Origin of the sequence: Flavobacterium amnicola (genome assembly GCF_004122165.1) — a bacterium.
Classification (GTDB): Bacteria; Bacteroidota; Bacteroidia; order Flavobacteriales; family Flavobacteriaceae; genus Flavobacterium; species Flavobacterium amnicola.
Map to the genome: position 1 here is coordinate 359357 of NZ_SBKO01000001.1, position 24509 is coordinate 383865.

25 protein-coding genes are annotated in these 24509 nt (G+C 34.7%); 12 read left to right on the top strand and 13 right to left on the bottom strand.

The window, feature by feature from the left end:
* Nucleotides 1-17: 17 nt before the first annotated feature.
* From pepE to EQG63_RS01680, 3 genes are all read left to right on the top strand, one after another.
* Nucleotides 18-725, top strand: a complete 708-nt coding sequence (pepE, locus tag EQG63_RS01670) for a dipeptidase PepE (RefSeq protein WP_129433774.1) — start codon at nucleotides 18-20, stop codon at nucleotides 723-725.
* 157 nt (nucleotides 726-882) lie between these two features.
* Nucleotides 883-1194 (top strand): DUF6370 family protein, encoded by a 312-nt coding sequence (locus EQG63_RS01675; protein ID WP_129433776.1) that lies wholly within the window; start codon nucleotides 883-885, stop codon nucleotides 1192-1194.
* A gap of 4 nt (nucleotides 1195-1198) precedes the next feature.
* Entirely contained in the window at nucleotides 1199-1942 is a 744-nt protein-coding gene (locus EQG63_RS01680; protein ID WP_129433778.1) for a TrmH family RNA methyltransferase, read from the top strand.
* On the opposite strand, the gene porT is transcribed toward EQG63_RS01680, so the two are convergent.
* The 9 genes from porT to EQG63_RS01725 form a co-directional block, all read right to left on the bottom strand.
* The gene (gene porT, locus EQG63_RS01685) at nucleotides 1923-2633 is read right to left on the bottom strand and encodes a type IX secretion/gliding motility protein PorT/SprT (protein WP_129433780.1); all 711 of its coding nucleotides are present in this window, start codon (nucleotides 2631-2633) and stop codon (nucleotides 1923-1925) included. The genes EQG63_RS01680 and porT overlap by 20 nt on opposite strands.
* A gap of 2 nt (nucleotides 2634-2635) precedes the next feature.
* Nucleotides 2636-3367, bottom strand: coding sequence for a bifunctional demethylmenaquinone methyltransferase/2-methoxy-6-polyprenyl-1,4-benzoquinol methylase UbiE (gene ubiE, locus EQG63_RS01690; protein ID WP_129433782.1), 732 nt, complete (start codon nucleotides 3365-3367; stop codon nucleotides 2636-2638).
* A 505-nt stretch (nucleotides 3368-3872) separates the two neighbouring features.
* Complete coding sequence (locus EQG63_RS01695) at nucleotides 3873-4370, bottom strand: dihydrofolate reductase (protein WP_129433784.1); 498 nt, start codon at nucleotides 4368-4370, stop codon at nucleotides 3873-3875.
* Nucleotides 4363-4689 (bottom strand): 2TM domain-containing protein, encoded by a 327-nt coding sequence (locus EQG63_RS01700; RefSeq protein ID WP_129433786.1) that lies wholly within the window; start codon nucleotides 4687-4689, stop codon nucleotides 4363-4365. The genes EQG63_RS01695 and EQG63_RS01700 overlap by 8 nt, the downstream gene beginning before the upstream one ends.
* Before the next feature lie 35 nt (nucleotides 4690-4724).
* Entirely contained in the window at nucleotides 4725-5708 is a 984-nt protein-coding gene (locus EQG63_RS01705; protein ID WP_129433788.1) for an energy transducer TonB, read from the bottom strand.
* Nucleotides 5709-5724: 16 nt separating this feature from the next.
* On the bottom strand, nucleotides 5725-6549 hold the full coding sequence (locus tag EQG63_RS01710; RefSeq protein ID WP_129433790.1) for a thymidylate synthase: 825 nt from the start codon (nucleotides 6547-6549) through the stop codon (nucleotides 5725-5727).
* A gap of 73 nt (nucleotides 6550-6622) precedes the next feature.
* The gene (locus EQG63_RS01715; RefSeq protein ID WP_129433792.1) at nucleotides 6623-7243 is read right to left on the bottom strand and encodes a bifunctional nuclease family protein; all 621 of its coding nucleotides are present in this window, start codon (nucleotides 7241-7243) and stop codon (nucleotides 6623-6625) included.
* 164 nt (nucleotides 7244-7407) lie between these two features.
* Nucleotides 7408-8376: an electron transfer flavoprotein subunit alpha/FixB family protein gene (locus EQG63_RS01720; protein WP_129433794.1), complete on the bottom strand. Its 969-nt coding sequence runs from the start codon at nucleotides 8374-8376 to the stop codon at nucleotides 7408-7410.
* Between the two features lie 24 nt (nucleotides 8377-8400).
* Nucleotides 8401-9147 carry an electron transfer flavoprotein subunit beta/FixA family protein gene (locus EQG63_RS01725; RefSeq protein WP_129433796.1) on the bottom strand — a complete coding sequence of 249 codons (747 nt, stop codon included), beginning with the start codon at nucleotides 9145-9147 and terminating at the stop codon, nucleotides 8401-8403.
* 211 nt (nucleotides 9148-9358) lie between these two features.
* Here EQG63_RS01725 and EQG63_RS01730 point away from each other — a divergent pair, with 211 nt between their 5' ends.
* Together EQG63_RS01730 and EQG63_RS01735 are read left to right on the top strand one after the other, a co-directional pair.
* Nucleotides 9359-11989, top strand: a complete 2631-nt coding sequence (locus EQG63_RS01730; protein WP_129433798.1) for an AsmA-like C-terminal region-containing protein — start codon at nucleotides 9359-9361, stop codon at nucleotides 11987-11989.
* A gap of 16 nt (nucleotides 11990-12005) precedes the next feature.
* Complete coding sequence (locus EQG63_RS01735; protein WP_129433800.1) at nucleotides 12006-12365, top strand: hypothetical protein; 360 nt, start codon at nucleotides 12006-12008, stop codon at nucleotides 12363-12365.
* Between the two features lies 1 nt (nucleotide 12366).
* Here EQG63_RS01735 and EQG63_RS01740 read toward each other — a convergent pair whose 3' ends face one another.
* Nucleotides 12367-13161 carry a DUF2797 domain-containing protein gene (locus EQG63_RS01740; protein ID WP_129433802.1) on the bottom strand — a complete coding sequence of 265 codons (795 nt, stop codon included), beginning with the start codon at nucleotides 13159-13161 and terminating at the stop codon, nucleotides 12367-12369.
* Between the two features lie 126 nt (nucleotides 13162-13287).
* Here EQG63_RS01740 and EQG63_RS01745 point away from each other — a divergent pair, with 126 nt between their 5' ends.
* The 3 genes from EQG63_RS01745 (at nucleotide 13288) to EQG63_RS01755 (ending at nucleotide 17066) form a co-directional block, all read left to right on the top strand.
* Entirely contained in the window at nucleotides 13288-14805 is a 1518-nt protein-coding gene (locus EQG63_RS01745; protein WP_129433804.1) for a GH3 auxin-responsive promoter family protein, read from the top strand.
* A gap of 193 nt (nucleotides 14806-14998) precedes the next feature.
* Nucleotides 14999-16588: an OmpA family protein gene (locus EQG63_RS01750; protein ID WP_129433806.1), complete on the top strand. Its 1590-nt coding sequence runs from the start codon at nucleotides 14999-15001 to the stop codon at nucleotides 16586-16588.
* An 85-nt stretch (nucleotides 16589-16673) separates the two neighbouring features.
* The gene (locus EQG63_RS01755; protein WP_129433808.1) at nucleotides 16674-17066 is read left to right on the top strand and encodes a DUF1801 domain-containing protein; all 393 of its coding nucleotides are present in this window, start codon (nucleotides 16674-16676) and stop codon (nucleotides 17064-17066) included.
* 42 nt (nucleotides 17067-17108) lie between these two features.
* Here EQG63_RS01755 and EQG63_RS01760 read toward each other — a convergent pair whose 3' ends face one another.
* Nucleotides 17109-18467 (bottom strand): hypothetical protein, encoded by a 1359-nt coding sequence (locus EQG63_RS01760; protein ID WP_235827798.1) that lies wholly within the window; start codon nucleotides 18465-18467, stop codon nucleotides 17109-17111.
* A 378-nt stretch (nucleotides 18468-18845) separates the two neighbouring features.
* Here EQG63_RS01760 and fabD point away from each other — a divergent pair, with 378 nt between their 5' ends.
* From fabD to EQG63_RS01775, 3 genes are all read left to right on the top strand, one after another.
* Nucleotides 18846-19718, top strand: coding sequence for an ACP S-malonyltransferase (gene fabD, locus EQG63_RS01765; RefSeq protein WP_129433812.1), 873 nt, complete (start codon nucleotides 18846-18848; stop codon nucleotides 19716-19718).
* An 83-nt stretch (nucleotides 19719-19801) separates the two neighbouring features.
* Nucleotides 19802-20482, top strand: a complete 681-nt coding sequence (locus EQG63_RS01770; RefSeq protein WP_129433814.1) for a peptidoglycan DD-metalloendopeptidase family protein — start codon at nucleotides 19802-19804, stop codon at nucleotides 20480-20482.
* Between the two features lie 158 nt (nucleotides 20483-20640).
* A complete protein-coding gene (locus tag EQG63_RS01775) occupies nucleotides 20641-20892 on the top strand; it encodes a hypothetical protein (protein WP_129433817.1) in 252 nt (83 codons plus the stop codon).
* A gap of 57 nt (nucleotides 20893-20949) precedes the next feature.
* On the opposite strand, the gene galE is transcribed toward EQG63_RS01775, so the two are convergent.
* Together galE and EQG63_RS01785 are read right to left on the bottom strand one after the other, a co-directional pair.
* On the bottom strand, nucleotides 20950-21966 hold the full coding sequence (galE, locus tag EQG63_RS01780) for a UDP-glucose 4-epimerase GalE (RefSeq protein WP_129433819.1): 1017 nt from the start codon (nucleotides 21964-21966) through the stop codon (nucleotides 20950-20952).
* Between the two features lie 43 nt (nucleotides 21967-22009).
* Nucleotides 22010-23137 carry a DegT/DnrJ/EryC1/StrS family aminotransferase gene (locus tag EQG63_RS01785; RefSeq protein ID WP_129433821.1) on the bottom strand — a complete coding sequence of 376 codons (1128 nt, stop codon included), beginning with the start codon at nucleotides 23135-23137 and terminating at the stop codon, nucleotides 22010-22012.
* Between the two features lie 93 nt (nucleotides 23138-23230).
* On the opposite strand from EQG63_RS01785, the gene EQG63_RS01790 reads away from it, so the two are divergent.
* Nucleotides 23231-24472 (top strand): 3-deoxy-D-manno-octulosonic acid transferase, encoded by a 1242-nt coding sequence (locus EQG63_RS01790; RefSeq protein WP_129433823.1) that lies wholly within the window; start codon nucleotides 23231-23233, stop codon nucleotides 24470-24472.
* The last annotated feature ends 37 nt before the right edge of the window (nucleotides 24473-24509 follow it).

The window sequence follows — 24509 nt, forward strand, 5'->3', positions numbered from 1 at the left end:
TTTAGAAAAAACTAACGATGAAAAAAGTCATTCTTGCCAGTACCTCAACACTATATAATGGAAGTTATTTAGACTATTTACTTCCCACTTTAGCCAACCATTTCGTTGGTGTAAAAACTTTGCTTTTCATTCCGTATGCACAACCAAGCGGTATTTCTTATGAGGATTATACTTCTAAAGTCGGTGAAGCTTTTTCAAGAATAAACATCACAGTAAAAGGGATTCATGAATTTGAAAACCCAATAGAGGCTATAAAAAATGCCGAAGCTATATTTACGGGCGGCGGCAATACTTTTTTATTGATATCTAAATTATATGAAAACAAATTGATCGAACCGTTAAAAGAAGTTATTGAAAACGGTACTCCATATTTAGGCACGAGCGCTGGAAGCAATATTGGCGGAAAAACCATTAATAATACCAATGATATGCCAATTGTTTTACCTCCAAGTTTTGATGCGTTAGCCTTAATCAATTTCAACTTAAACCCACATTATTTAGATCCAATAGATGGTTCCACACATATGGGGGAAACCAGAGAAACCAGAATTAATGAATTTCACAAAATAAATCCAATCTCTGTTCTTGGGTTGCGTGAAGGAAGTTGGCTTGAAGTATATGATAAGGATGTTATAATCAGAGGAAATTTAACCGCTCGATTGTTTAGAGCCAACGAGTTTCCTGTAGAAATGGCTCCTGGGGAGAATTTAAATTTTTTAACCTAAAATGTAGCACTTTTTTGGCCCTTTCTATTACGACAACATTTAAATTAGCATATGAAAAAAGTTATCCTGATTTTTGTAGTACTAATTCTTGCCACTTCATGTGGTCCAAGAAGATTAAAATGTGGTCCAAAACGCTGTGAATTAAACCGATTAAAACATGAAAAACATACTATTCCTAGTTGCGTTGCTACTTTCTCTTAATGTAGTAGCTCAAGAAAAAAAGAAACAGATCAAAAATCAAATTGTGGAGGCTTCCTGTGGGCAATGCCAATTTGGATTAAAAGACAGAGGTTGTGATTTGGCCATTCGTTTAGACAATAAAGCTTATTATTTAGTGGGCACCACAATTGATGATCACGGCGATTCGCATGCCAAAGATGGATTTTGTAATGCCATTCGCAAAGCTAAAGTCTCAGGCACTGTAAAAAATGGAAAGTTTTTGGTTAAAAATTTCGCTTTAATTCCTTAAAAAGATGCTTAGCAAAAACCAAATCAAACTTATAACGAGTTTACAACAAAAAAAATACAGAAAACAAGAACAGTTGTTTTTTGCAGAAGGCATTAAAGTTATTGAAGAACTTATTGATTCCACTTTAGAATTGGTTCATGTCTTTTGTACTTCCGCTATGTTTCCTGAAATTTCAGAAGACAAGAAAAGTATCATATCCGAATCGGATTTAAAGAAAATTTCGGCACTCAAAACTCCAAATGATTGTTTGGCCTTATTTAAAATTCCAACGGAAGCTAAAATAAATACTAGTGGATTAATTATTGCGCTGGATGATATTCGAGATCCGGGAAATTTAGGCACCATCATTCGTTTGTGTGATTGGTTTGGCATTTCTCAAATGGTATGTTCTTCAGAATGTGTTGATGTGTACAACCCAAAAGTGGTTCAAGCCACGATGGGCTCTATAAGCCGAGTAAACATTACCTACCTTGATTTAAACAATTATTTATCAAAAACAGAACTTCCCATTTACGGCACTTTCATGGAAGGTGAAAACATCTATAAAAAGAATCTTCACCAAGAAGGAATTATTGTTTTAGGAAACGAAGCCAATGGCATTTCTGCAGCTATAGAAAAGCATGTCACTGAAAAAATTGCAATACCGCGATTTGGAAACCTGCAACGTACCGAAAGTTTGAATGTAGCCACAGCTACGGCAATAGTTTTAAGTGAATTTAAACGAAGTTTTAATGAAAGGCAAAATTGATAAATACGCCACGTGTTTGCATTGAGGCCACATTCCCCGTCCATGGACTATTTGGATCATTATCTGGAATAAGTTCGTTTTTCATACCGAAAACACCACGAATGGAAGGCGAAAACTTGAAGTATTCAAAATATAAATCAATTCCAGCTCCTATTTCATAAAAATTAGTGTTTTTCTTCATTCTAAATCGGTCGGAAGAGTTATCGTCTAATGATTTGGCATTACTAGACAAGTTCATCGCTGTAGCTACTCCACCTAATAAATATGGCTTAATATTTCCGATACGTTTGGACGAAAATTTCAACAATAAAGGAAAATGGATATACGTCGATTTCACTTCTCGTAAAGCATCCACTTCATCCGTTAGATGAGGAAAATGCAAATTACGTTGCCCATAATACAATCCTGGCTCAAAACGCAAATCAATGTATTCATGAAGGCGTAAATTAGAAATCAAACCCACATTAAAACCCATTTGACTATCGACAATAATATCTTCTTTGTCGTCGATTTTTTTATCGATTTTAAAATCATAATTATTAAACCCTAAAAAGAAACCAAAATGTAGCCTTTGTTTGTCAAAATTTTCTAGGTTAATAATAGGTTTTTTAGCGAACATGCTTTTTTTAAATATTTGCGCGTTGCTAATGGTTGAAATTATAATAAGTACTATTAAAAATATTTTTTTCATGTTTATTGTTTCGAAGCCGAATATATAGTAGCCACACCAAATGTTTGTGGTGCATGTTTTACATTTATAAACCCAATTTTTGTCAAAATATTGTTTAAACGTTCCCCGTATGGAAAAATAGATGCAGAATCGGCCAAATATTGATACGCCACTTTATCCTTTGAAAACAGTTTCCCAATTAAAGGCATGATGTTTTTGGTATAAATACTATATCCTTGTTTGAATGGAAATTTTTCCGGTACAGATGTTTCTAAAATAACAAAAATTCCATTTGGCTTTAATACACGTAAAATTTCTGACAATCCTTTTTCTAGATTTTCGAAGTTTCTTATTCCGAAAGCAACTGTTACAGCATCAAACGAGTTGTCCTCAAACGGCATGTTCTCCGAATCACCTAAAATCATTTCAATTTTATCAGAAAGATTTTTTTGAAAAATTTTTTGTTTCCCTACTTCCAACATTCCGGCTGAAATATCCAATCCAATAATTTTGTCTGCGTTAGTGTTGGCCATCAGAATCGCCAAATCACCTGTTCCCGTAGCAATGTCTAGAATTTGTTTTGGTTGCTTTTCGGAAACCATTTTTAAAATCTTTTTACGCCATTTAACATCAATTCCGAAAGAGATTACTCTATTTAAATTATCATAGTTCTCAGAAATAGTGTCAAACATTTCGGAGACCTGTTCTTTCTTACTTGTAGCGGAATTTTTATAAGGTTTTGTACTAATTGACATGAAAATAATTTTGAACAAATATAGAATTTAATTTTTAATACATAAAAAGGTGTTGTTTGTCGATAAAATTTAAATAATTATCGTTAATTCTAACTGAAAACGTGTATTTGTTAAAATACCAAGTATTTGGTATTGTGAGAGTTAAATAAATGTGTTAAATTTATATTCTAATTAATCGTTAAAAGTTTTTTTAACTTAATGGTAAAGAAAAACAATAATTACGACACAATTATTGCTTTATTCAATCAAGTCTAAATGTAGAAATTTTTTATCTCTACTTTATTTAGTGTCACAAACGTTCTTTGGGTTAAATTTGTTTTTGGAAATTTTAGTTTTGTTGTATTACTTTAGTGGTATTTGGTAATACAACGTTAGAGATTCACCTCTCTAGTTTTTTTATCGGTCAATATAACTTTGATAAAACGATGAAAAACAAAATCGATTGAATTTTTACCAAGACGAAACATTAGAATAAAAGCACCTCTTTCATTTAGAGGTGCTTTTTTTATGCTTTTTTTCTATAGGTTTCAAAAGTAAAGGAATACAGATGCTTCTCGTCTTTGTCATGAAATTCCGAATGTGTTACTTCCCATTCTTTCAAATCAATTTCCGGAAAAAAAGTATCGGCTTCGAAGCTATTGTGTACGCGTGTGAGTTCTATGCAATCTGCAAAATCGATGCTTTGTTTGTAAATTTCGCCACCACCAATAATGTAAACAGTTTCGCGTTCTGGACAAACATCAATCGCTTTTTTTAGGGAATTGACTACAATACACCCATCGGGAACACTATAGGTTTCGCTTCGAGTGATGATAACATGGGTTCTATTGGGTAACGGTTTCGGAAAACTTTCAAAAGTTTTTCTTCCCATTATGATGTAATGCCCTGTAGTTATGGCTTTAAAGCGTTTGAAATCATCGGGCAAATGCCACAACAAATCATTGTCCTTTCCCAATTCATTGTTTTGTCCGGCAGCGGCAATGAGCGTAATATTTTTAGACATCTTTATCTAAATCTTTTTGAAGTTGTTCTATTTTGCGTTCTTGTTTGGCAATCAATTTGTCTATTTGGCTGCGCTCCCAGTTTTTATTCATAAAACTATCGGTAATAAACACACGGATGAAATGAAGGATGAAAATAAAGCTCCAAATCGTGATTGCCCATAAAAACCAATGTGTTTCCGGAAAAACGCCTAATAAGCGATTAGCAATTACAAAGAAGATACTTCCTAATACAAAAAGCACAAAATGAAAGTATAATTTTTTCTTTTGCTTTAATCGCAAACGCGCATATTCGTATAATTCGTGTTGGTTGGTGTCCATAAATGAAAAAGTTTACGGATTTAAAGATATGGAATTTAATTTAATCTAGATTTATTTACAACATCAACGTCTATTGCTATTGGCAATGTAAAATTTGCTTTTACTTTGAATCCTCTGTATTCGCCGGGAGTCCATAATCCACTGGTTGAATAAACAAATCGTATCGCCTCTTTAGACAACTTTTCATCCAAATCGCGAATGATTTCAGCATCTGAAACATTCCCATCAGGATTAACATTGAACTTAATGTATATACGTCCTTTAATATCTCTGTCAACTTCTGGAATTCTGAATTTTTTTTGAACAAAATTCACATACGCTTCTTTCCCTCCTTTAAATTCGGGTTGTCTTTCAATATTTACATATGCATTTTCATTACCATTTCCATCTTTGCTCATGCCGCCCATAAAAATTCCTGATTCGTATTGATCCGCAAATTGAAGTTTATATTTTGAATTAAATCCTGTCCATATTCCTGTTTTCAATCCATTCTCCAATTTACCTCTTGATGATTCAATATTATTCACATCTTTTTCAATCATAAACCCTTTGCCTTCAAATACTTTTTGTGTTCCGTTTTCATCCCAATAAGATACAATCTTTAAAACCTGATGTTCTTTAACAGAGTCTATTTTAATCTTGATAACTTCTCCTTCAATTTCCTTTTTCCCATTTTCATAAAAGGAAATATATGGCCCATATAGTTCAGAGTTAAGATTGTAATTCCTATGATTTTTCAATTGTCCTGAAGGATAGTATTCTTTTTCAGAGCCAATTGGAGAGTGGTGAAACTTGGAGCTATAAGTTCTCTCAGTTTTTATTCGACCGCCCAGATAATAGTCGGTAACTTCATATTCATTTTTTTTTAAGTGATAGTCCTTAATAATTCTATAATATTTGTGATCTTTTACAGCTGTTTCAAAACCCAAAGAATCTAAATAATATTTTTTATATTTTTCTGTTTGCCCAAATAGCAAAGTGGTAGCTAATACAAAAGCTAGTGTTAGTAATTTTTTCATGGAATTAGTTATGGAATTAAACCGCTACGACCCCTTTAATATGTGGGTGTGGGTCATAGTCAACCAAAGTAAAGTCTTCAAAAGTGAAATCGAAGATGTTTTTTACTTCAGGATTTAAAATCATTTTTGGAAGCGGTTTTGGTTCGCGAGACAACTGCAATTCCAATTGCTCCATGTGGTTGTTGTAGATGTGTGCATCGCCAAACGTGTGAATAAAATCGCCTACTTGTAGGTCACACACTTGCGCTACCATCATGGTAAATAAAGCATAAGAAGCGATGTTAAACGGCACTCCTAAAAAGATATCGGCACTGCGTTGGTACAATTGACAAGACAATTTCCCGTCGGCGACATAAAACTGAAAGAAAGCATGACAAGGTGGCAAAGCTGCTTTCCCGTTGGCTACATTTTCAGCAAATGATTTGGATGTATCTGGCAAAACCGAAGGATTCCAGGCAGAAACCAACATTCTTCGGCTATTTGGATTGGATTTTAGGGTTTCAATTAATTCAGTAATTTGATCAATTTCTTCGCTGTTCCAATTGCGCCATTGGTGGCCATAAACCGGTCCTAAATCACCATTTTCATCAGCCCATTCGTCCCAAATTTTAACCCCATTTTCTTTTAAATAAGTAATATTGGTGTCTCCTTTCAAGAACCAAAGTAGTTCGTAAATAATCGATTTTAAATGCAGTTTTTTAGTGGTTACCATTGGAAAACCTTCGCTCAAATCGAAACGCATTTGGTAGCCAAAAACACTTTTGGTCCCCGTTCCTGTTCTGTCGCCTTTTTGATTTCCATGCTCTAAAACATGGCTCACTAAATCTAAATACTGCTTCATCTTCTTTGTTTATGTGTTAATTCGTGGATTTGTGGAATCGAATAAACGAATAACCAAATCAACAAATAAACTTTTAGGATTCTCTTTTTGAAATTTCGTCTCTAATTTTAGCTGCTTTTTCATAATCTTCCTCTTGCACCGCTTGATCTAACAATTCGTGCAATTCGGAAAGACTATTCTTGGCATATATATTTTTGGTATCTTCATCACTAAGTCCAAAAGTTTCAGGAGAGGATAAAATATCGTCTAATTGTTCTTCTGGATTTTCCGAATCAGGATTTACTTTTAAGTAAATACCTGCTTTGTCTAAAATGTTTTTATACGTAAAAATTGGCGCATTAAAACGTAATGCCAAAGCAATCGCATCGGAAGTTCTCGCGTCAATAATTTCTTCAATTTTGTCCCGCTCGCAAATCATACTGGAATAGAACACCCCGTCAACCAACTTATGAATAATAACCTGTTTGATGACAATGTCAAATCGGTCGGCAAAATTTTTAAATAAATCATGTGTTAATGGTCTTGGCGGCTTTATTTCTTTTTCTAAAGCGATTGCGATTGATTGTGCTTCAAAGGCGCCAATAACGATAGGCAGTTTACGATCACCATCCACTTCATTTAAAATTAAAGCATAGGCCCCATTTTGGGTTTGACTGTAAGAAATTCCTTTTATAGTTAGTTTTACTAAACTCATTGTATTGTCATTGCGAGGAAGGAAGCCATTTCCGTTTCTCTATTTTTACTGTAATAATTTATTTTACACTACTACGAACTGCAAAGTAACAAAAAACTTTTACTTTTTTAAACAAAAAAGAGCCACAAAATGTGACTCTTTTTTAATCAATTCAACATTGATTATTATGAATTTTGTGCTTTGAAAGCTTTTAATTTTTCAATTAATTTTGGAAGTACTTCAAAAGCATCTCCTACTACACCATAATCGGCTACTTTAAAGAAAGGTGCATCAGCATCAGAGTTGATTACTACCTTTACTTTAGAAGAGTTGATTCCAGCAATGTGCTGAATCGCTCCCGAAATACCCACGGCAATATACAAGTTCGTTGCCACCGGTTTTCCTGTTTGTCCCACGTGCTCGCTGTGAGGTCTCCAACCAATGTCAGAAACTGGTTTTGAACATGCCGTAGCTGCACCAAGTACCGCCGCTAAATCTTCAATTAATCCCCAGTTTTCTGGACCTTTCATTCCACGACCACCAGAAACTACAACATCTGCATCAGCAATCGTTACTTTTCCAGATCCTTTTTCTACCGATTGTACTTTAACACCAAAATCGGCATCAGAAATAGATGGTGCGAAATCTTCAGCCGCAGCAGCTCCTGCATTTTCGAAAATTCCGTAAGAGTTTTTACCCAAACACAATACTTTAACATCTGTAGCAATTTCCGTAATATTGAATGCTTTGTTTGAAAAGGCATTTCTTTTTACTTGGAAAGGAGACATACTTACTGGTAATCCCACTACGTTTGAAGCGAAACCTGCGTTTAACGCTACAGAAACTAGTGGTGCAAGGTATAAACTGTCTGTTGTAGAAGACAATAAGATTAATTTAGCGCCTTCTTTTTCAGCCGCTTGTTTTACAGCATCAGCATAAGCTTTTGCGGTAAAGTTGGCTAATTTATCGTTAGTTACTTTTAATACTTTATCTACTCCGTATTTACTTAATTCTGAAACATCACTCATATTGATCGTTAGAGCGGTTACGGTTTGTCCCGAAGTTTCGGCTATTTTTTTTGCATAAGAAGCCAATTCGAAAGCTACTTTCTTGAATTTACCTTCTGCTGATTCTGCGTATATTAATATTGACATGATTTTTTAATTTAAAGAGTTAGCTTAGATAACTTTTGCTTCGTTGTGTAATAAGTTGATTAATTCGTCAAGGTTGTCTGGACTGATTAATTTCACTGCCGATTTCGGAGCTGGTTTTTCAAATTTTACTGCTTTTGTGTTGCTATCAGCACTTACGGGTTCTAAAACTTGTAACGCTTTGGTTCTAGCAGTCATGATACCACGCATGTTAGGAATGCGTAAATCTTTTTCTTCCACCAATCCTTTTTGACCACCAACAATTAATGGTAAACTTGTAGAAACGGTTTCTTTACCTCCATCAATTTCACGAACAGCAGTTACTGAAGTTCCTTCCACTTTTAAATCAATACAAGAATTTACAAAGTTAGATCCTAAAATTCCCGCAATCATACCTGGAACCATTCCACCATTATAATCTAAAGATTCTCTACCAGCAATCACTAAATCGTAACCACCTGTTTTGATTACTTCTGCTAATTGTTTTGCTACGAACATTCCGTCTGTTGGGTTCGCATTGACACGAATCGCTTCGTTAGCTCCAATAGCTAATGCTCTTCTTAAGGTTGGTTCTGTATCAGGACCTCCCACATTCACAACCGTTACATTGGCACCTTGTTGTTCTTGAAACCAAATGGCTCTTGTTAAACCAAACTCGTCATTTGGATTAATTACATATTGAACCCCGTTTGTGTCAAATTCTGAATCACCGTTGGTAAAGTTAATTTTTGAAGTAGTATCAGGAACATGACTGATGCAAACTAATATTTTCATTTTCTTAATTATTTAGTTTAAAAAATTGGTTTACAAATTTAAATAAAAATACTTGAAAAATACTATGCACGCATAATATTTTTATTTTTTATTTTAAGCTATCTGAAATTTAATGTCAGTTTTGTCGATTTTTTAAATCAATTCCTGTTAAATAAATTCTAAATTTGCACTAGAAGGCAAGCTTTTTGCGTTTAAATAAAAAATCAACCCCATGAAAACAAAAAATAAAAAAATTGCAATCGGAATTGGTGTTTTCGTTCTAACGATTACTGCAGCGCTGGCCGCTATTCCGCTGTTTTTTAAAGACCAGATAAAAGCTAAAATTCAACAAACCATTAATGAAAGTGTCGATGCTAAAGTTTCTTTTGCGGATGCCGATTTGAGTTTGTTCAAAAATTTTCCACAAGCGACTGTGGCAATAGAAAAATTAGTGGTGATCAATAAAGCGCCTTTTGAAGGGGATACATTAGTGGCGTTTGATGAATTAAATTTAGAGATGTCGGTTTCCGAATTATGGAAAAACAGCAAAGAACCCATGACCCTAAAAGCAATTTCCGTGAAAAATGGATTAGCCAATATTCTTTTCAACAAAGACGGGAAAGGAAATTTTGATATCGCTAAAAAAGAAACTACACCGGAAGACAACAAAGAAGAAAGCAAACCATTTTCGATGAATATCCAAAATTATTCGGTTGAAAACTTCAAATTCAAATACTACGACGAGCGCTCTAAAATAAAACTAGTGATGTCCGAATTAAACCATGAAGGCACTGGTAATTTTGGTACACAAAAATTGGATTTAGACACGCATTCGACCACTAAATTATCGTTAGACATGGACAAGATGAACTACATGAAAAATGTAGCCATTACCTTAGATGCCGTTTTAGGGATTGATTTAGAAAAAAACAAATACACTTTTAAAGACAACAAAGTCAAAATCAATGAACTTCCATTAGAATTTAATGGCTTCCTCCAGTTGTTGGAAAATGGACAAGAATATGATTTAAGTTTTAAAACACCCACCTCATCCTTCAAAAATTTCTTAGGTTTAGTGCCTGCGCAATATGCGGGTGATTTGAATTCGGTGAAAACTACGGGTGATTTCGCCGTAAATGGAAAAGTAAAAGGAACTTTAACCGACACTACGGTTCCGAAATTCAATATTGCCATTGCTTCTAATAATGCTTCGTTTCAATATCCGGATTTACCAAAATCGGTACAGAATATCATCATTGATACCAAAATCATCAATGAAACTGGCTTAATTAATGATACTTATGTCGATTTAAATAAATTGTCTTTCAAAATTGATCAAGATGTATTTAACGCCAAAGCCAATATTAGAAATGCCATGACCAATGCGCTAGTAAATGCTGAATTGAAAGGTATCATTAACCTTGGTAATTTCACAAAAGCGTATCCGGTAAAACTAGACCAACCCTTGTCTGGAATTTTAAAAGCTGATGTGGTAACAAAATTTGATATGCAATCGGTAGAGAAAAGTCAGTATGAGAACATTCAAAATTCAGGAAATATCACCTTAACCGGATTTAATTATGCTGGTCCAGAAATGGCAAAACCTGTAAAAATAAAACAAGCCGCAGTAGCTTTCAACAATAGCCAGATTCGTTTGAATAATTTGGATATGATTACTGGAAACTCTGATATTAAAGTAACTGGAACTTTAGATAACTTCTATGGATTTATGTTCCGAAATCAAATTCTGAAAGGAAATTTCAATTTGAACTCTAACAATTTCTTGGTTGCCGATTTTATGGCTCCAACACCTGAAGCGAAATCAGGCTCAGGAAGTGGTTCTTCTAGTGGTTCGGAAAGCAAAACTGCTACTAAGAAAGAAGCAGTTAAAATTCCAGCATTCTTAGACTGTACCATTGCTGCTAAAGCCAATACTGTGGTATATGATAATTTGACATTAAAAGCCGTTTCAGGAAAAATGATTATTCGTGATGAAGCGGTAACGCTTCAAAATTTAATGACGAATATCTTCGATGGACAAATTGGCGTTAATGGAATGGTATCTACCAAGGGAAATACGCCAAAATTCAACATGGCACTAGATTTAAGCAAGGTAGACATTGCCAAGTCTTTTACACAATTAGACATGCTAAGAAGTATCGCTCCAATTGCGGGTGCTATTACAGGGCGTTTAAATTCTACTATTAAATTGAATGGTAATTTGGATGCTGTAGAAATGACTCCCGATTTAAAAACAATTACAGGAGATTTGTTGGGACAATTATTATCTTCAACGGTAAATGCTAAGAATTCACAAATGCTTACCGCTTTAGGCTCTCAAGTTAAGTTTTTAGATGTCAGTAAAATCAATCTAAACGACATTAAAGCCGCTGTTTCGTTTAAAGATGGCAAAGTGGTCGTAAAACCTTTCAAAGTGAAATACCAAGATATTAATGCCGAGATTGGAGGGGCTCATGGCTTTGATCAAAGCATGAATTACAATATCAAAATGGATGTTCCTGCGAAATATTTAGGCGCGGAAGCCAATAAATTATTAGCCAAACTAACTCCAGCAGAAGCTTCTAAAATCGAAAGTGTGCCAATTACGGCTCTAATGACCGGGAATTTCAAAAACCCAAAGGTAAGTACCGATATGAAACAAGCGACCAGCAATTTAGTCATGCAAGTGGCGAAACTGCAAAAGGAAAAATACCTTGGAAAAGGAACGGATGCTTTGAGCAATATATTATCTGGTGGAAAACCAAAAGACACTTCCAAAACAAGTGATCCTAAAAAAGATGCTGTTAAAAACACCGCGAATCAAGTATTGAATGGTTTGTTCGGAAAAAAGAAAAATCCTTAATAAAAGACAGAAATAGATGAATACAGAAGCTAAAATTTCTGACATACAAAAAATAACTGCTGCCATTATCACTTTAGCAGGTGACATTGGCAGTATTTACAGTATCGTAAATGCTTCGGATTATAATTCGGATATTTTTACACAAGCGAAATTTTTACATGAAGAAGCCAATAAAATAGCTTATAAAGCCGAAAATGGGATTTTTGATCTGACAGAAATAAAAAAATTGGTCGCACACCTTTCTAATCTAGCCAATACTGTTTACAAAAAAAAGGAAGTCAACCCGTTAATTTCAGACCACCTTATTAGCTCATTAAAAAAGGCCATGATTGATGCTGAAAACATGATAGCATTAACTTCGTTTATTTCATCTTAAACTATAGAGATATCCTGACTACATATCCTTCATAGGTTCGAATATTAAAAACGGTCCCGTCTTCGAAAATCAGATATTGTCCTTTTACTCCCATTAGTTTTCCGGAAAAATTTGGAGATTTATCTAAATTTAAGCTCGTCACTTTCTTTGGATATTCTAAAACAGGATATTGCAATTCGTATAAGTCGTTACTTTCAGGGTGGTAATATTCTTGCACTTCTTTTGGGATCACATATTTCAAACCATTTCGCTCTGAAATTAAATCAACCGCTGGGATTTCTCCTTTGAGCATTTTTTGCCAATTGGTTTTATCGGCATACAAACTTTTTAGTGCTACTTCGGTAATTCCAGCCAAATAACGATTGGGAACTTCCACAATTGGAATCGCCTGAATCGCTCCTTGATCAATCCAACGAGTGGGCACTTGCGTTTTACGGGTTACCCCTACCTTCACTTCACTCGACAATGCCAAATAGACAATATGCGGTTGCAATTGCACTTTTTTTTCATAGTCTAAATCACGATCTTCAATATCCAAATGTGCGGTACTCAATTCGGGTTTCATGATCCAATCGCCAGCCGATGCACTTCCCATAAAACAATCGTAACAAAATCCTTGTCGAAATATTTTTTTCTTCTTCCCACATTCCAAACATTGATACCCTTGATGCACTATTTCCAACTCTTTACCCAACAATTGGTTAAGGTTTAAAAAGCTATTTTCAAACACCAAATAATAGGCTATCGGATTTGAAAATTCGGTTTGCATTTTGGTTAGTACGCCTTCGTATAGCATTGCAGATTTTAGATATTAGACTTTAGATATTAGAATTATTTCCTATTTTTGAAAAGAATGTAAAGTTAATTGTTTTATTTAGGTTATCGAAAATCTAAATTCAAAAATCTAATATCTAAAATTTAAATGCCATTACCAATCATAAATTCTATTGCTTCATGGGTTTTAAAACAGCGTATCCACCAAATGGAACTGTTTTTAAAATACCCTAATGAAGTACAGGAAGATTTGTTAATGACATTGATTCGATCATCAGAAAATACGGTTTTTGGCAAGCAATATGATTTCGAATCGGTAAAATCCTACCATACTTTTCAGGAGCGTGTTCCAGTTTCAACTTATGAAGATTTAGAGCCTTTAATTGAAAGAACCCGAAAAGGTGAACAAAATGTTTTTTGGAACGAACCCATCAAATGGTTTGCCAAATCAAGCGGTACTACCAATGCAAAAAGCAAATTTATACCCGTAAGTAGTCAAGCGCTTGAAGATTGCCATTACAAAGCAGGAAAAGATTTATTATGCTTGTACTTGAATAATAATGAAAATTCTTCGCTATTTACTGGCAAAAGTCTTCGTTTGGGCGGAAGTAAACAATTATACGAAGACAACAACACCTTTTTTGGTGACTTGTCTGCCATTTTGATTGACAATATGCCTTTTTGGGCGGAATTTAGTAGTACGCCGAGTAATAAAACTTCGTTAATGAGCGAATGGGAAACCAAATTATTAGCCATTGTTAACGAAACAAAAGTAGAAAACGTAACTAGCTTTGCAGGGGTTCCTTCTTGGATGATGGTGCTTTTAAACAAAGTTCTGGAAGAAACAGGCAAAACCAATTTATTTGAAGTCTGGCCTAATCTGGAAGTGTATTTTCATGGTGGTGTCAGTTTTGATCCGTATCGAGAACAATACAAGAAGATTTTACCGAATGATTCGTTTAAATACTATGAAATTTACAATGCTTCGGAAGGGTTTTTCGCCATTCAGGATTTGAATAATTCCAATGATTTACTGTTGATGTTAGATTATGGTATTTTCTATGAATTCATTCCAATGGACATCTTTGGCACTTCTAACGAAAAAGCCATTCGTTTGGCGGAAGTAGAACTCAACAAAAACTATGCTGTGGTCATTACCACCAATTCGGGTTTGTGGCGTTACTTAATTGGCGATACCGTACGTTTTACTTCTTTAGATCCATATCGCATACGAGTGACCGGTAGGACCAAGCATCATATTAATGTTTTTGGAGAAGAGTTAATGGTTGAAAATACGGATATGGCCATTGCTAAAACTTGTATGGCAACACAAACTGAAGTAAAAGATTATACCGTTGCTCCGATTTTTATGAAAGGAAAAGAAAAAGGAGCTCACGAATGGATTATAGAATTCAAAAAGCAACCGGAAGACCTTGCGAAATTCAGTCAGTTGTTGGATGAAAACATTCAGTCTTTAAATTCCGACTACGAAGCCAAGCGCTACAACAACATGACTTTAAATCCGCTAAAAGTGAATGTAGCTCGTGAAAATTTATTTTATGATTGGTTAAAAGAACAAGATAAACTAGGCGGACAACACAAAGTACCAAGACTTTCGAATTCAAGAGATTATCTTGAAAATTTATTATCCCTCCAACTCAAATAGTTTTGCATTATTCTGCGAAAATTAGATTTTTCATTCGATAAAATGCAATAATCACCGACAAACGGTATTTTGAATTATTTGAAATTTATCTCGTGTGCATTTCGTCGACTTTTTCATGTCTGTTATCTAATAAATTATATTTAACAGTATCGCTTCTTTACTTTCGCGCTTGAATTTCCAAAAACCACTAATTTTGAACTCAATTTTTAAGAAAAATTCATTTTTTTCAATCGTTTTATTATTTATTTCTACACTTTCGTTCTCTCAAGAGGCATTTATTGCAAATGATCATTTAGAAAATACTTCTTTCGCAACTTCAATTTTAGAGTTGAACGACAAATACGAGATTATTTCAACAGGAATTAACACGACTTTATCAGATGTTGGAGCCGCCTTTTTTATGAACAAATACATCATGTATTCATCCAGAAAAACAGGAGCTATCGGAGCTGGTCGAGATGCCAATACAGGCAATCCTTACAATAGTTTATACTGTTTAAACATAGACAAAACTGGTAATTTATCCCACCCTTATTTCTTCGCTTCTGTATTAGACGAAAAAGGAAACGAAGGTGGTATTACTTTTTCACCAAATCAAAAAACAGTATATTATACCAACAGTACTCCTGAAAACAGCACCAATTACCAATTATACAAAGCTGTTTTTGACGAAACCTGTCGTTGTAGTAATGCTTGGATTAAAAAAGAAGCCGTAGCTTTTAATAATGCGAATTATTCTATAGAAAATCCTAATGTTTCTGCTGATGGAAAGAAAATTTATTTTTCTTCGAACATGCCAGGTGGTTTTGGCGGTTATGATTTGTATGTTGCCGATATTGACGAAAATGGATTGCCGGTTAATCCTAAAAATTTAGGTTCAGAAATCAACACCATAGGCGACGAGAAATTTGCTTATGCTTCACCAGAAAAAGAATTATTCTTTTCTTCAAACGGACACGCTGGATATGGTGGACATGACGTATTTGTGTCTAGAATTAGAAAAAATAGCTATTCTACTCCACTAAACTTAGGAAAGACCATTAACACTTCTACAGACGAAATTGCATTTATTTTAGCATCAAAAAAGAAAGGGTATTTTACTTCTAACAGACATGAAGGTTTAGGATCGTATGATATTTATCGATTTGAGCTTCAAAAAAACAGCAATACGTTAAAAGGACATGCTACTGAAAAAATAAGTAAGATCATTTTGCCTAACACAAAAATCAGTCTAATCGACACGGAAGGAAACGAAGTGGCAACACAAACAACTTCTGAAAACGGTGCTTTTAATTTTGAAGTAACTCCGTTAGAAAACTATACTATTGTGGCTAACAAAGAGGGGTATTTGGATTTTTCACTACCTGTCATTGCTCCTATTGGCAGCACCACAACTGTAGTAGAATTGGATCAGAAAAAAGCAGAAATTACTGCGACCAATATTGTGATCGAAAACATTTATTTCGACTACAACAAAGCTTCTATCAAAAAGGAATCGACGCTTTCTTTAAATAAAATTTACGATGCTTTAACGGCTAATCCTGAAATGAAAATAACGGTAAATGCCCATACGGATTCTCGCGGTTCGGATACTTACAATTTAATTTTATCAGACAAACGAGCGGCATCAGCCTTACAGTATTTAATTAAAAAAGGAATTGATCCTTCTAGAATAGTATCTAAGGGCTATGGAGAAACAATGCCATTGTCGAACTGTAAATCAAATTGTACCGAAAAAGAATTTGAAACCGACAGACGTGTAGAGTTTGTAATTATCAAATAATCTCATTTTTAGAATATTAAAAAAATCCCGAGTTGTATTGCAACCCGGGATTTTTTAGTTACATTCATATCACAATAAACGAACTATGAATTCTGATATTAGCAATTACAACAACAATCAAACTCCTGATGACAAAGCCATTTGTGATGTATTAGCAAGTGTTTTTACTTCGGAATTGCCTGAAGCTGAAAATAAAATTTGGCACGCACATCCCGTTTGGTTTTTGGAAGGAAATCCTGTTGTGGGTTACAGCAAATTAAAGGGCCGAATACGCGTATTATTTTGGAGTGGCGATAGTTTCGAAGAACCACTACTGAAACCCGGCAGTGGAAAATTTAAAGATGCCTCCATCGATTATATTTCGCAGGACGAAATCCACTTCAACGATTTAAAGCGTTGGCTTCAAAAAGCACGTGATATTCAGTGGGATTATAAAAATATCGTCAAACGAAAAGGTGTTTTAGAAAGGTTGAAATAAAGAAACACCTAACAAGTCAAACTCATTAGGTGTCATTTACTATTATTTCCCAACAGAATTATTCTTAAATGTGGAAACATCTATGACATCTTCATTATCGATATCAAAAGAAATCTCAACAACATCGCCTACTCTCGTTATGGGTAATTCATTAGACAATTGTGAAGTTCCGACAAATATTTTTGGGTAATCGGTTACCGTAAAGTAGTAAAAACTATTCCCATTTTTAACATCGTTTTGAATTCTAACAATAGTAGATTGTAGTGTCTTCTTGTCGGTATTAGCATTCGGCTTTATGATATTACCAGACATGTTATAAGCCCCTTTATAAGACATTAACGCTTCTCGCATCGTATTTCCAACTCCCACAATGGTATAATCGTTGATAGAAACCATAGCAAACATTTTCACCAAACCTCCTTTGTCTTTTAATGTCATCACATAGGTTGGAATATTATTAATATTATAAGGGATTGGCAACGAAGCATCATATCCTTTTTCTTGCACTTTTCCTTGTGCAGAGCTTTGTGCCGCATACTCGGTTGCCCCGCTTTGCTTGTAAAAAGTAGCTTTTTTGGTACGCGTATCAACCAACACAAAACCAACCGCTGATTCATCTTTACCAACGGAAGTCAAACCTGTATACCAATAGGATTTATTGTCTTTTCCATAAACCAAAGTCATTTCCTCGGTGATTTGCAATTTGTTTGCGTTAGAAAAGTTCCAATAACCATGAACCAACTCGCCCCAATCGTTTAATTGTTCTTCGACAAAATGAATGGGCTGAATACGGTCAATCCATTTGGGAGTGTCTTTCATTGTATATTCTTTAATTTGACCATTTTGTGCATTCACTGCAATTACCCCAACCGCATCATTTCCGCTAAAACCAATTGTTTTTTGATATTTAGTCACAACCCAGTAAGGCATTCCTGCATCGTCCACTTCAAAAGTATAATCAGTCAAACCCGTAGTCATATAACCATTCATATAAATGTGACGTTTTATTTCACTCCCAAAATAAGCATCCGGTTGGTATTTTATTTTAATGGCTTTCCCTGCAACATTTTGGATTAATTTCACATCCCGCTCGTTCGTTGCCGAAACCATGACATAACCAGCGGTTCCCTCTTTATTGTTCATCCACTTAAAAAATCCCGAATGCAATAAAGGAGCTATCCAATAGAGTTTTTTATTCACTTGTTGAATGTAAAATTCCCCTAAATGGACTTGACTTCCTAACGCAGGCTGTGATCCGAGAATTTTTTCACCTAATAAATACGCTAAATCTTCATCTACCACACGAATTTCGTCCATAGAAATAGGTGCGATGTGTTTCGAGATTTTATCACCGTTATCAACTTTTCCAATCAGTTGTTGATGTGCTTGTGTTCTAATCATTTTTGAGCTTCCAATTGGCAAAATAAAAATGTAAAAAAGTAGTCCTAAGGCAATAAACAAAAAAACTTTGCTTGGTTTTGATAAAATTTTTATCTGTTTTTGATCACTACTGATTTGAAGTCTTGTTGATAAAAAGACCCCTAGCACAACCAACAAAAAGAGTAAAAAGGCCCAACCAGTAAAGCCGTAATTAAGAACTGGTAGATTTAAGTACCATAAAATTATCCCTACAAAAATTAGAGTTAAAAGAGTAATGATGTTTTTCATTTTAGTTTGAAGTTTGTTTAGTGGTTAAACGTAAAAAATCAACAAAAGTTACAAAACGAGTTACCAAAAAATATGTATTTTTGTCTCCTTAAAATTTTGAATCAACCATTTATGAAAGCATACGTATTTCCTGGACAAGGCGCACAATTTACCGGAATGGGTAAAGATTTATATGAAAATTCAGCAGCAGCTAAAACTTTATTTGAAAAAGCCAATGATATTTTAGGCTTTAGAATTACCGACATCATGTTTGAAGGTACCGCCGAAGAATTAAAAGAAACAAAAGTAACCCAACCCGCTGTTTTTTTACATTCGGTAATTTTAGCTAAAACATTAGAAAACTTCCAACCAGACATGGTAGCAGGACATTCCTTAGGGGAATTTTCAGCATTGGTTGCCAACGGAACATTATCATTTGAGGACGGATTAAAATTAGTTTCACAACGTGCTTTGGCAATGCAAAAAGCTTGTGAAATAACACCTTCAACAATGGCGGCAGTATTAAACTTAGACGATAAAATTGTAGAAGATATTTGTGCTTCTATTGATGGAGTTGTCGTAGCAGCTAATTATAACTGCCCCGGACAATTGGTAATATCTGGCGAGTACAAAGCCGTTGAATTGGCTTGTGAAAAAATGAAAGAGGCAGGAGCAAAACGCGCATTAATCCTACCTGTTGGAGGTGCTTTCCACTCACCAATGATGGAACCTGCAAGAGAAGAACTGGCCGCAGCTATTGAGGCAACAACCTTTAACGCTCCGAGTTGTCCGGTATATCAGAATGTAACCGCAAACGCTGTGAGTGATGCTAATGAAATCAAAAAGAATCTAATTATTCAATTAACCGCTCCTGTAAAATGGACTCAATCGGTACAACAAATGATTACCGATGGGGCGACAAGCATTACAGAAGTAGGTCCTGGAAAAGTTTTAGTAGGTTTGGTTAACAAAATCAATAAAGAGATAGAAACTATTTCTGCATAACAAACACTACCCTTATTAATAAGCTCCGATTTTTCAGTCGGAGTTTTTTTTATATATCTTTATGAAAAAGCAAAGATTATAACATGGACGAATTACTTACAATATTGCAAGAAACAAAAGCAGCAAAAGTCATTAGTAATGCTATTGAATATTCCGATTATGTCCCCTTAGATTTGTCGATCAACAATGTTGAATTAGCTTCATCTGGCATCAATACAGCCAACGAATATGCAATCTATATTCAAAATCATTTAAATTTCCATAAAGGCAAAATTGCCTATGGCGGCTATTTAGAAAATCGGAATTTATACAAGAGAAGTGCTGTTTTCCATTCGGAAGAAACGGAAGAAAGAAACATTCACATTGGCTTGGATTTATGGATTAATGAAACCGCTCCCATTTATGCGGCTTTAGAAGGTAAAATTCATAGTTTTCAAAACAATACTGCTTTAGGAGATTATGGCCCAACCATTATTTTAGAGCACAAAATTGCATCCGTTACCTTTTATACGTTGTACGGTCATTTGAGTTTGGATAGTCTTGAGAACAAAAAAGTAGGACAGCTCATAAAAAAAGGAGAACAAATTGCCAATTTAGGAATGCCGCCCATCAATGGCGATTATGCGCCACATTTGCATTTCCAAGTCATTGTAGATCTCGAAAACAAAACCGGAGATTATCCTGGCGTTTGTAGTTTGTCTACACTTTCTTTCTATGAAAAAAATTGTCCCGATCCAAATCTATTACTAAAAATCAAAAAGTAAGCGTTTATATAATTTCTTCCTTCCAAAAAAAGGAAACCTAAGAAAATCAATTTCACCTCTTTTTTTCTACTCACGAAAATATTTCTTGGAATTACAAAATATTTTATTTAATATTATAGTTAAATAATAACATTATTAATTCTAAAAAATTTAAAACAATGAAAAAAACAATTTTAAGCTTAGCTGTAATTGCGGCTTTAATGACATCTTGCAAAGACAAAACACAAGAAGAAGCTGGAGAAGCAATGGATGCTGCTACAACTGAAATGACTGAAGCGGTTGACTCAGCTGCTGCTGAAGTAGATTCTGCTGCTGCAAATGCTGTAGACGCTGCTAAAGACGCTACTGCCGCTGGTGCTGCTAAAGTGGAAGAGGTTGCTAAAGAAGTTAAAGAAGAAGCTAAACACTAATTCTAGCTATGCTTATAAAAAACAAATCCCGAGTCACCTCGGGATTTTATTTTTTATTTATTTATTTCTTATTTTTTGCTCCCAATTCCATGCACTTTGCAAGGCTTCTTCCAAAGTAGATTGTGATTTCCATCCCAAAATATTATTTGCTTTATCGGTATTGGCATACGCAGAAGTAACATCTCCTTCTCTCCTACCTACGATTTTATAAGGTAATTGTTGACCAGAAACTTTTTCAAAAGCATGTATTACTTCCAACACAGAACTACCGGTGCCAGTACCTATGTTAAAAGTTTCCACTTTTTCTTGATTCTTATTCGCCAACAATCGTTGTAATGCAATTACGTGTGCTTTTGCTAAATCTACCACATGAATATAATCCCGAATAGCCGTTCCGTCAAGTGTTGCATAATCATCACCGTATACGGAAAGCTCTTTTCGTAAACCTATTGCTGTCTGTGTAATAAAGGGCACCAAATTTTGTGGAACTCCTAAAGGTAATTCTCCGATTTCTGAAGAAGAATGTGCTCCGATCGGATTAAAATATCGCAGTAAAATAGCATTCATCTCCGAAACATTAGCTACATCACGAATAATTTCTTCGCCTATTTGCTTCGTATTTCCATAGGGCGACATGGCTTGTTGTACTGGTGCACTTTCGGTAATAGGCATTGTTGCTGCTTGACCGTAAACCGTACAGGAAGAACTAAAAATAAAAGAAACTTCTTTTTTTTGTTGTAATTCTTGTAATAAATATACTAAAGTATTGATGTTGTTTTCATAATACTTCAACGGATTTTCAACACTTTCTCCAACTGCTTTACTCGCTGCAAAATGTATTACACCAGAAATATCATTGTATTTTTTAAAAAAATCTTGTACCGATTTTTTCTCACGTAAATCTATGTTTTCAAATTCAGGTTGTTTCCCAGAAATTTTTTCAATTCCATGTAAAACATCCATAGAAGAATTAGAAAGATCATCTATGACAACCACTTCAAAACCTTCATGCTGCAATTCGACAACAGTGTGTGAACCAATAAACCCTAACCCGCCAGTTACAAGTATTTTCATTTTTTTTTAGTAAATAGCTTACAGTTTAAAACTGCAAACTCAATTAAACAAACTCTAAAACTGAATCGGTGATAAATTTAATTTGTTCATCATCTAATTCGGTATGCATCGGTAAAGCAATTACTTCCTTCACCAATAAATTAGTTACTGGAAAATCTTCCTCTTTGTAACGCGCATCCAAATAAGCTTTTTGACTGTGTAATGGAATTGGATAATAAATCGCACATGGAATTCCTTTCGATTGTAAATGTTCCAATAAAGCATCACGTTTGCCATTTAACACTCGAAACACATATTGATGAAACACATGACAATCACAAGCTTCACAAATAGTTGGCACCCATAAATTTGGATTTTTCCCCAAAGCTGTAGAATATTTCATAGCCGCTTCTTGACGTGCTTTATTATACGTATCTAAATGCGGTAACTTTGCTTTTAAAACCCCAGCCTGTATACTGTCTAAACGAGAGTTCACCCCTACTACGTCATGATGGTATCGTTCATACATTCCGTGGTTCACAATTCCTCTTAAGGTATGTGCCAAGGCATCATCGTTGGTGAAAATTGCTCCACCATCTCCATAACAGCCTAAGTTTTTTGACGGGAAAAATGATGTTGCTCCAACATGACCAATGGTTCCAACTTTCTTCTTCGAGCCGTCTTTTGAAGTATAATCGGCACCAATCGCTTGTGCATTGTCTTCTATTACATATAAATTATGTGCTTTGGCAATTTCCATAATCGCATCCATATTGGCAGCACGTCCAAATAAATGTACTGGCACAATCGCTTTGGTTTTTGGCGTAATGGCTTTTTTTATCGCTTCGATAGAAATGTTCATATTACTCATATCTACATCTACTAAAACCGGAGTCAATTGCAACAAAGCAATCACTTCTACTGTGGCCGCAAAGGTAAAATCGGCAGTAATCACTTCATCTCCAGGCTTTAAATCAAGACTCATCATTGCGATTTGCAAAGCATCGGTTCCGTTGGCACATGGAATAACATGTTTTACGCCCAAATAGTTTTCTAAATCGGCCTGAAATTGATGTACTAAAGGTCCGTTAATATAGGTATTTGTATCTAAAACCTCCTGAATAGAAGCGTTTACCTCTTCTTTTATTTTTTCATATTGACTTTTTAAGTCAACCATTTGTAGTTTTCTCATCACGAAAAATTTAGATTGCAAAGCTACTAATTTAATAGCTTTTTTAATAAATTTTAGAAAACTAATGTATTTTAGCGTCATTAAATCGCAACTATGTTTTTTCTCTATACTTTATTGGTCGAAATCGCTCAGCAGTTACTCAAAATAGTAGCGCTATTTAGTCCGAAAATCAAATTATTTGTGGATGGTCGAAGAACAGTTTTTAAAAATTTACAATCCAAACTCCAAAAAGACGATCTTACCATTTGGTTTCATGCTGCTTCGTTAGGGGAGTACGAACAAGGGTTACCAGTCATCGAAAAAATAAAAGAAAAGTACCCCAACCATAAAATTGTACTGACATTTTTTTCCCCTTCGGGTTATGAAGTACGAAAAAACAATACTGTTGCCGATGTTACCGTTTACCTTCCGCTAGACACCAAAAGAAATGCCAAACAATTTTTAGGGATTGTAAATCCCGAAATGGTCTTTTTTATCAAATATGAATATTGGCCAAACTACCTCAAAGAGCTGAAACAAAAGCAGATTACAACCTATTTGATTTCTGGCGTTTTTAGAAACAACCAATCATTTTTTAAATGGTATGGCGGATTTTACCGAAACGCATTAAAAAGTTTTCATCACTTCTTTGTCCAAAATGAATCTTCTAAAGAGTTATTAAAAAGCATTGATTTTACTAATGTTACCGTTTCTGGCGATACTCGCTTTGACCGAGTTGTTGCGATTTTAGAACGTGATAATTCATTGGGTTTTATAGATTCCTTCACTTCGTTCGGAATGACAAAAAGGACAACCATTGTAGTTGGAAGTTCGTGGCCGAAAGATGAAGAGTTACTGGTAAATTACATCAACGCAACAAGTCATGACGTAAAATTTATCATTGCCCCGCACAACATTAAAGAGGAACAAATTACCAATCTTAAAAAACAAATTACAAAAAAAGTGGTTCTTTATTCTGAAATGGAAGGAAAGCTACTTTCAGATTATAATGTGTTTATTATTGATACCATCGGAATTTTGACCAAAATTTATAGTTATGCCGATATTGCTTATGTAGGAGGCGGATTTGGGAATCCAGGCGTACACAACATTTTAGAACCGGCTACTTTTGGACTACCCATCGTTATTGGCCCCAACTATTCTCATTTTGCCGAAGCCACCGCTTTGGTGCATCAAGAAGGCTGTCTTTCGATAAAAACCCAAGCAGAATTGAATCAAGCCTTTGATTTGTTAGTCCAAAACCAAGACGAACGTCACGAAAAAGGACATATTTGCAGCACTTTTGTACAAATGAACAAAGGCGCAACGGCAAGCATTTTAAGGCACATTTCTTAACAAAACCTTAAAATAAATCACAAACAACACTAAAATT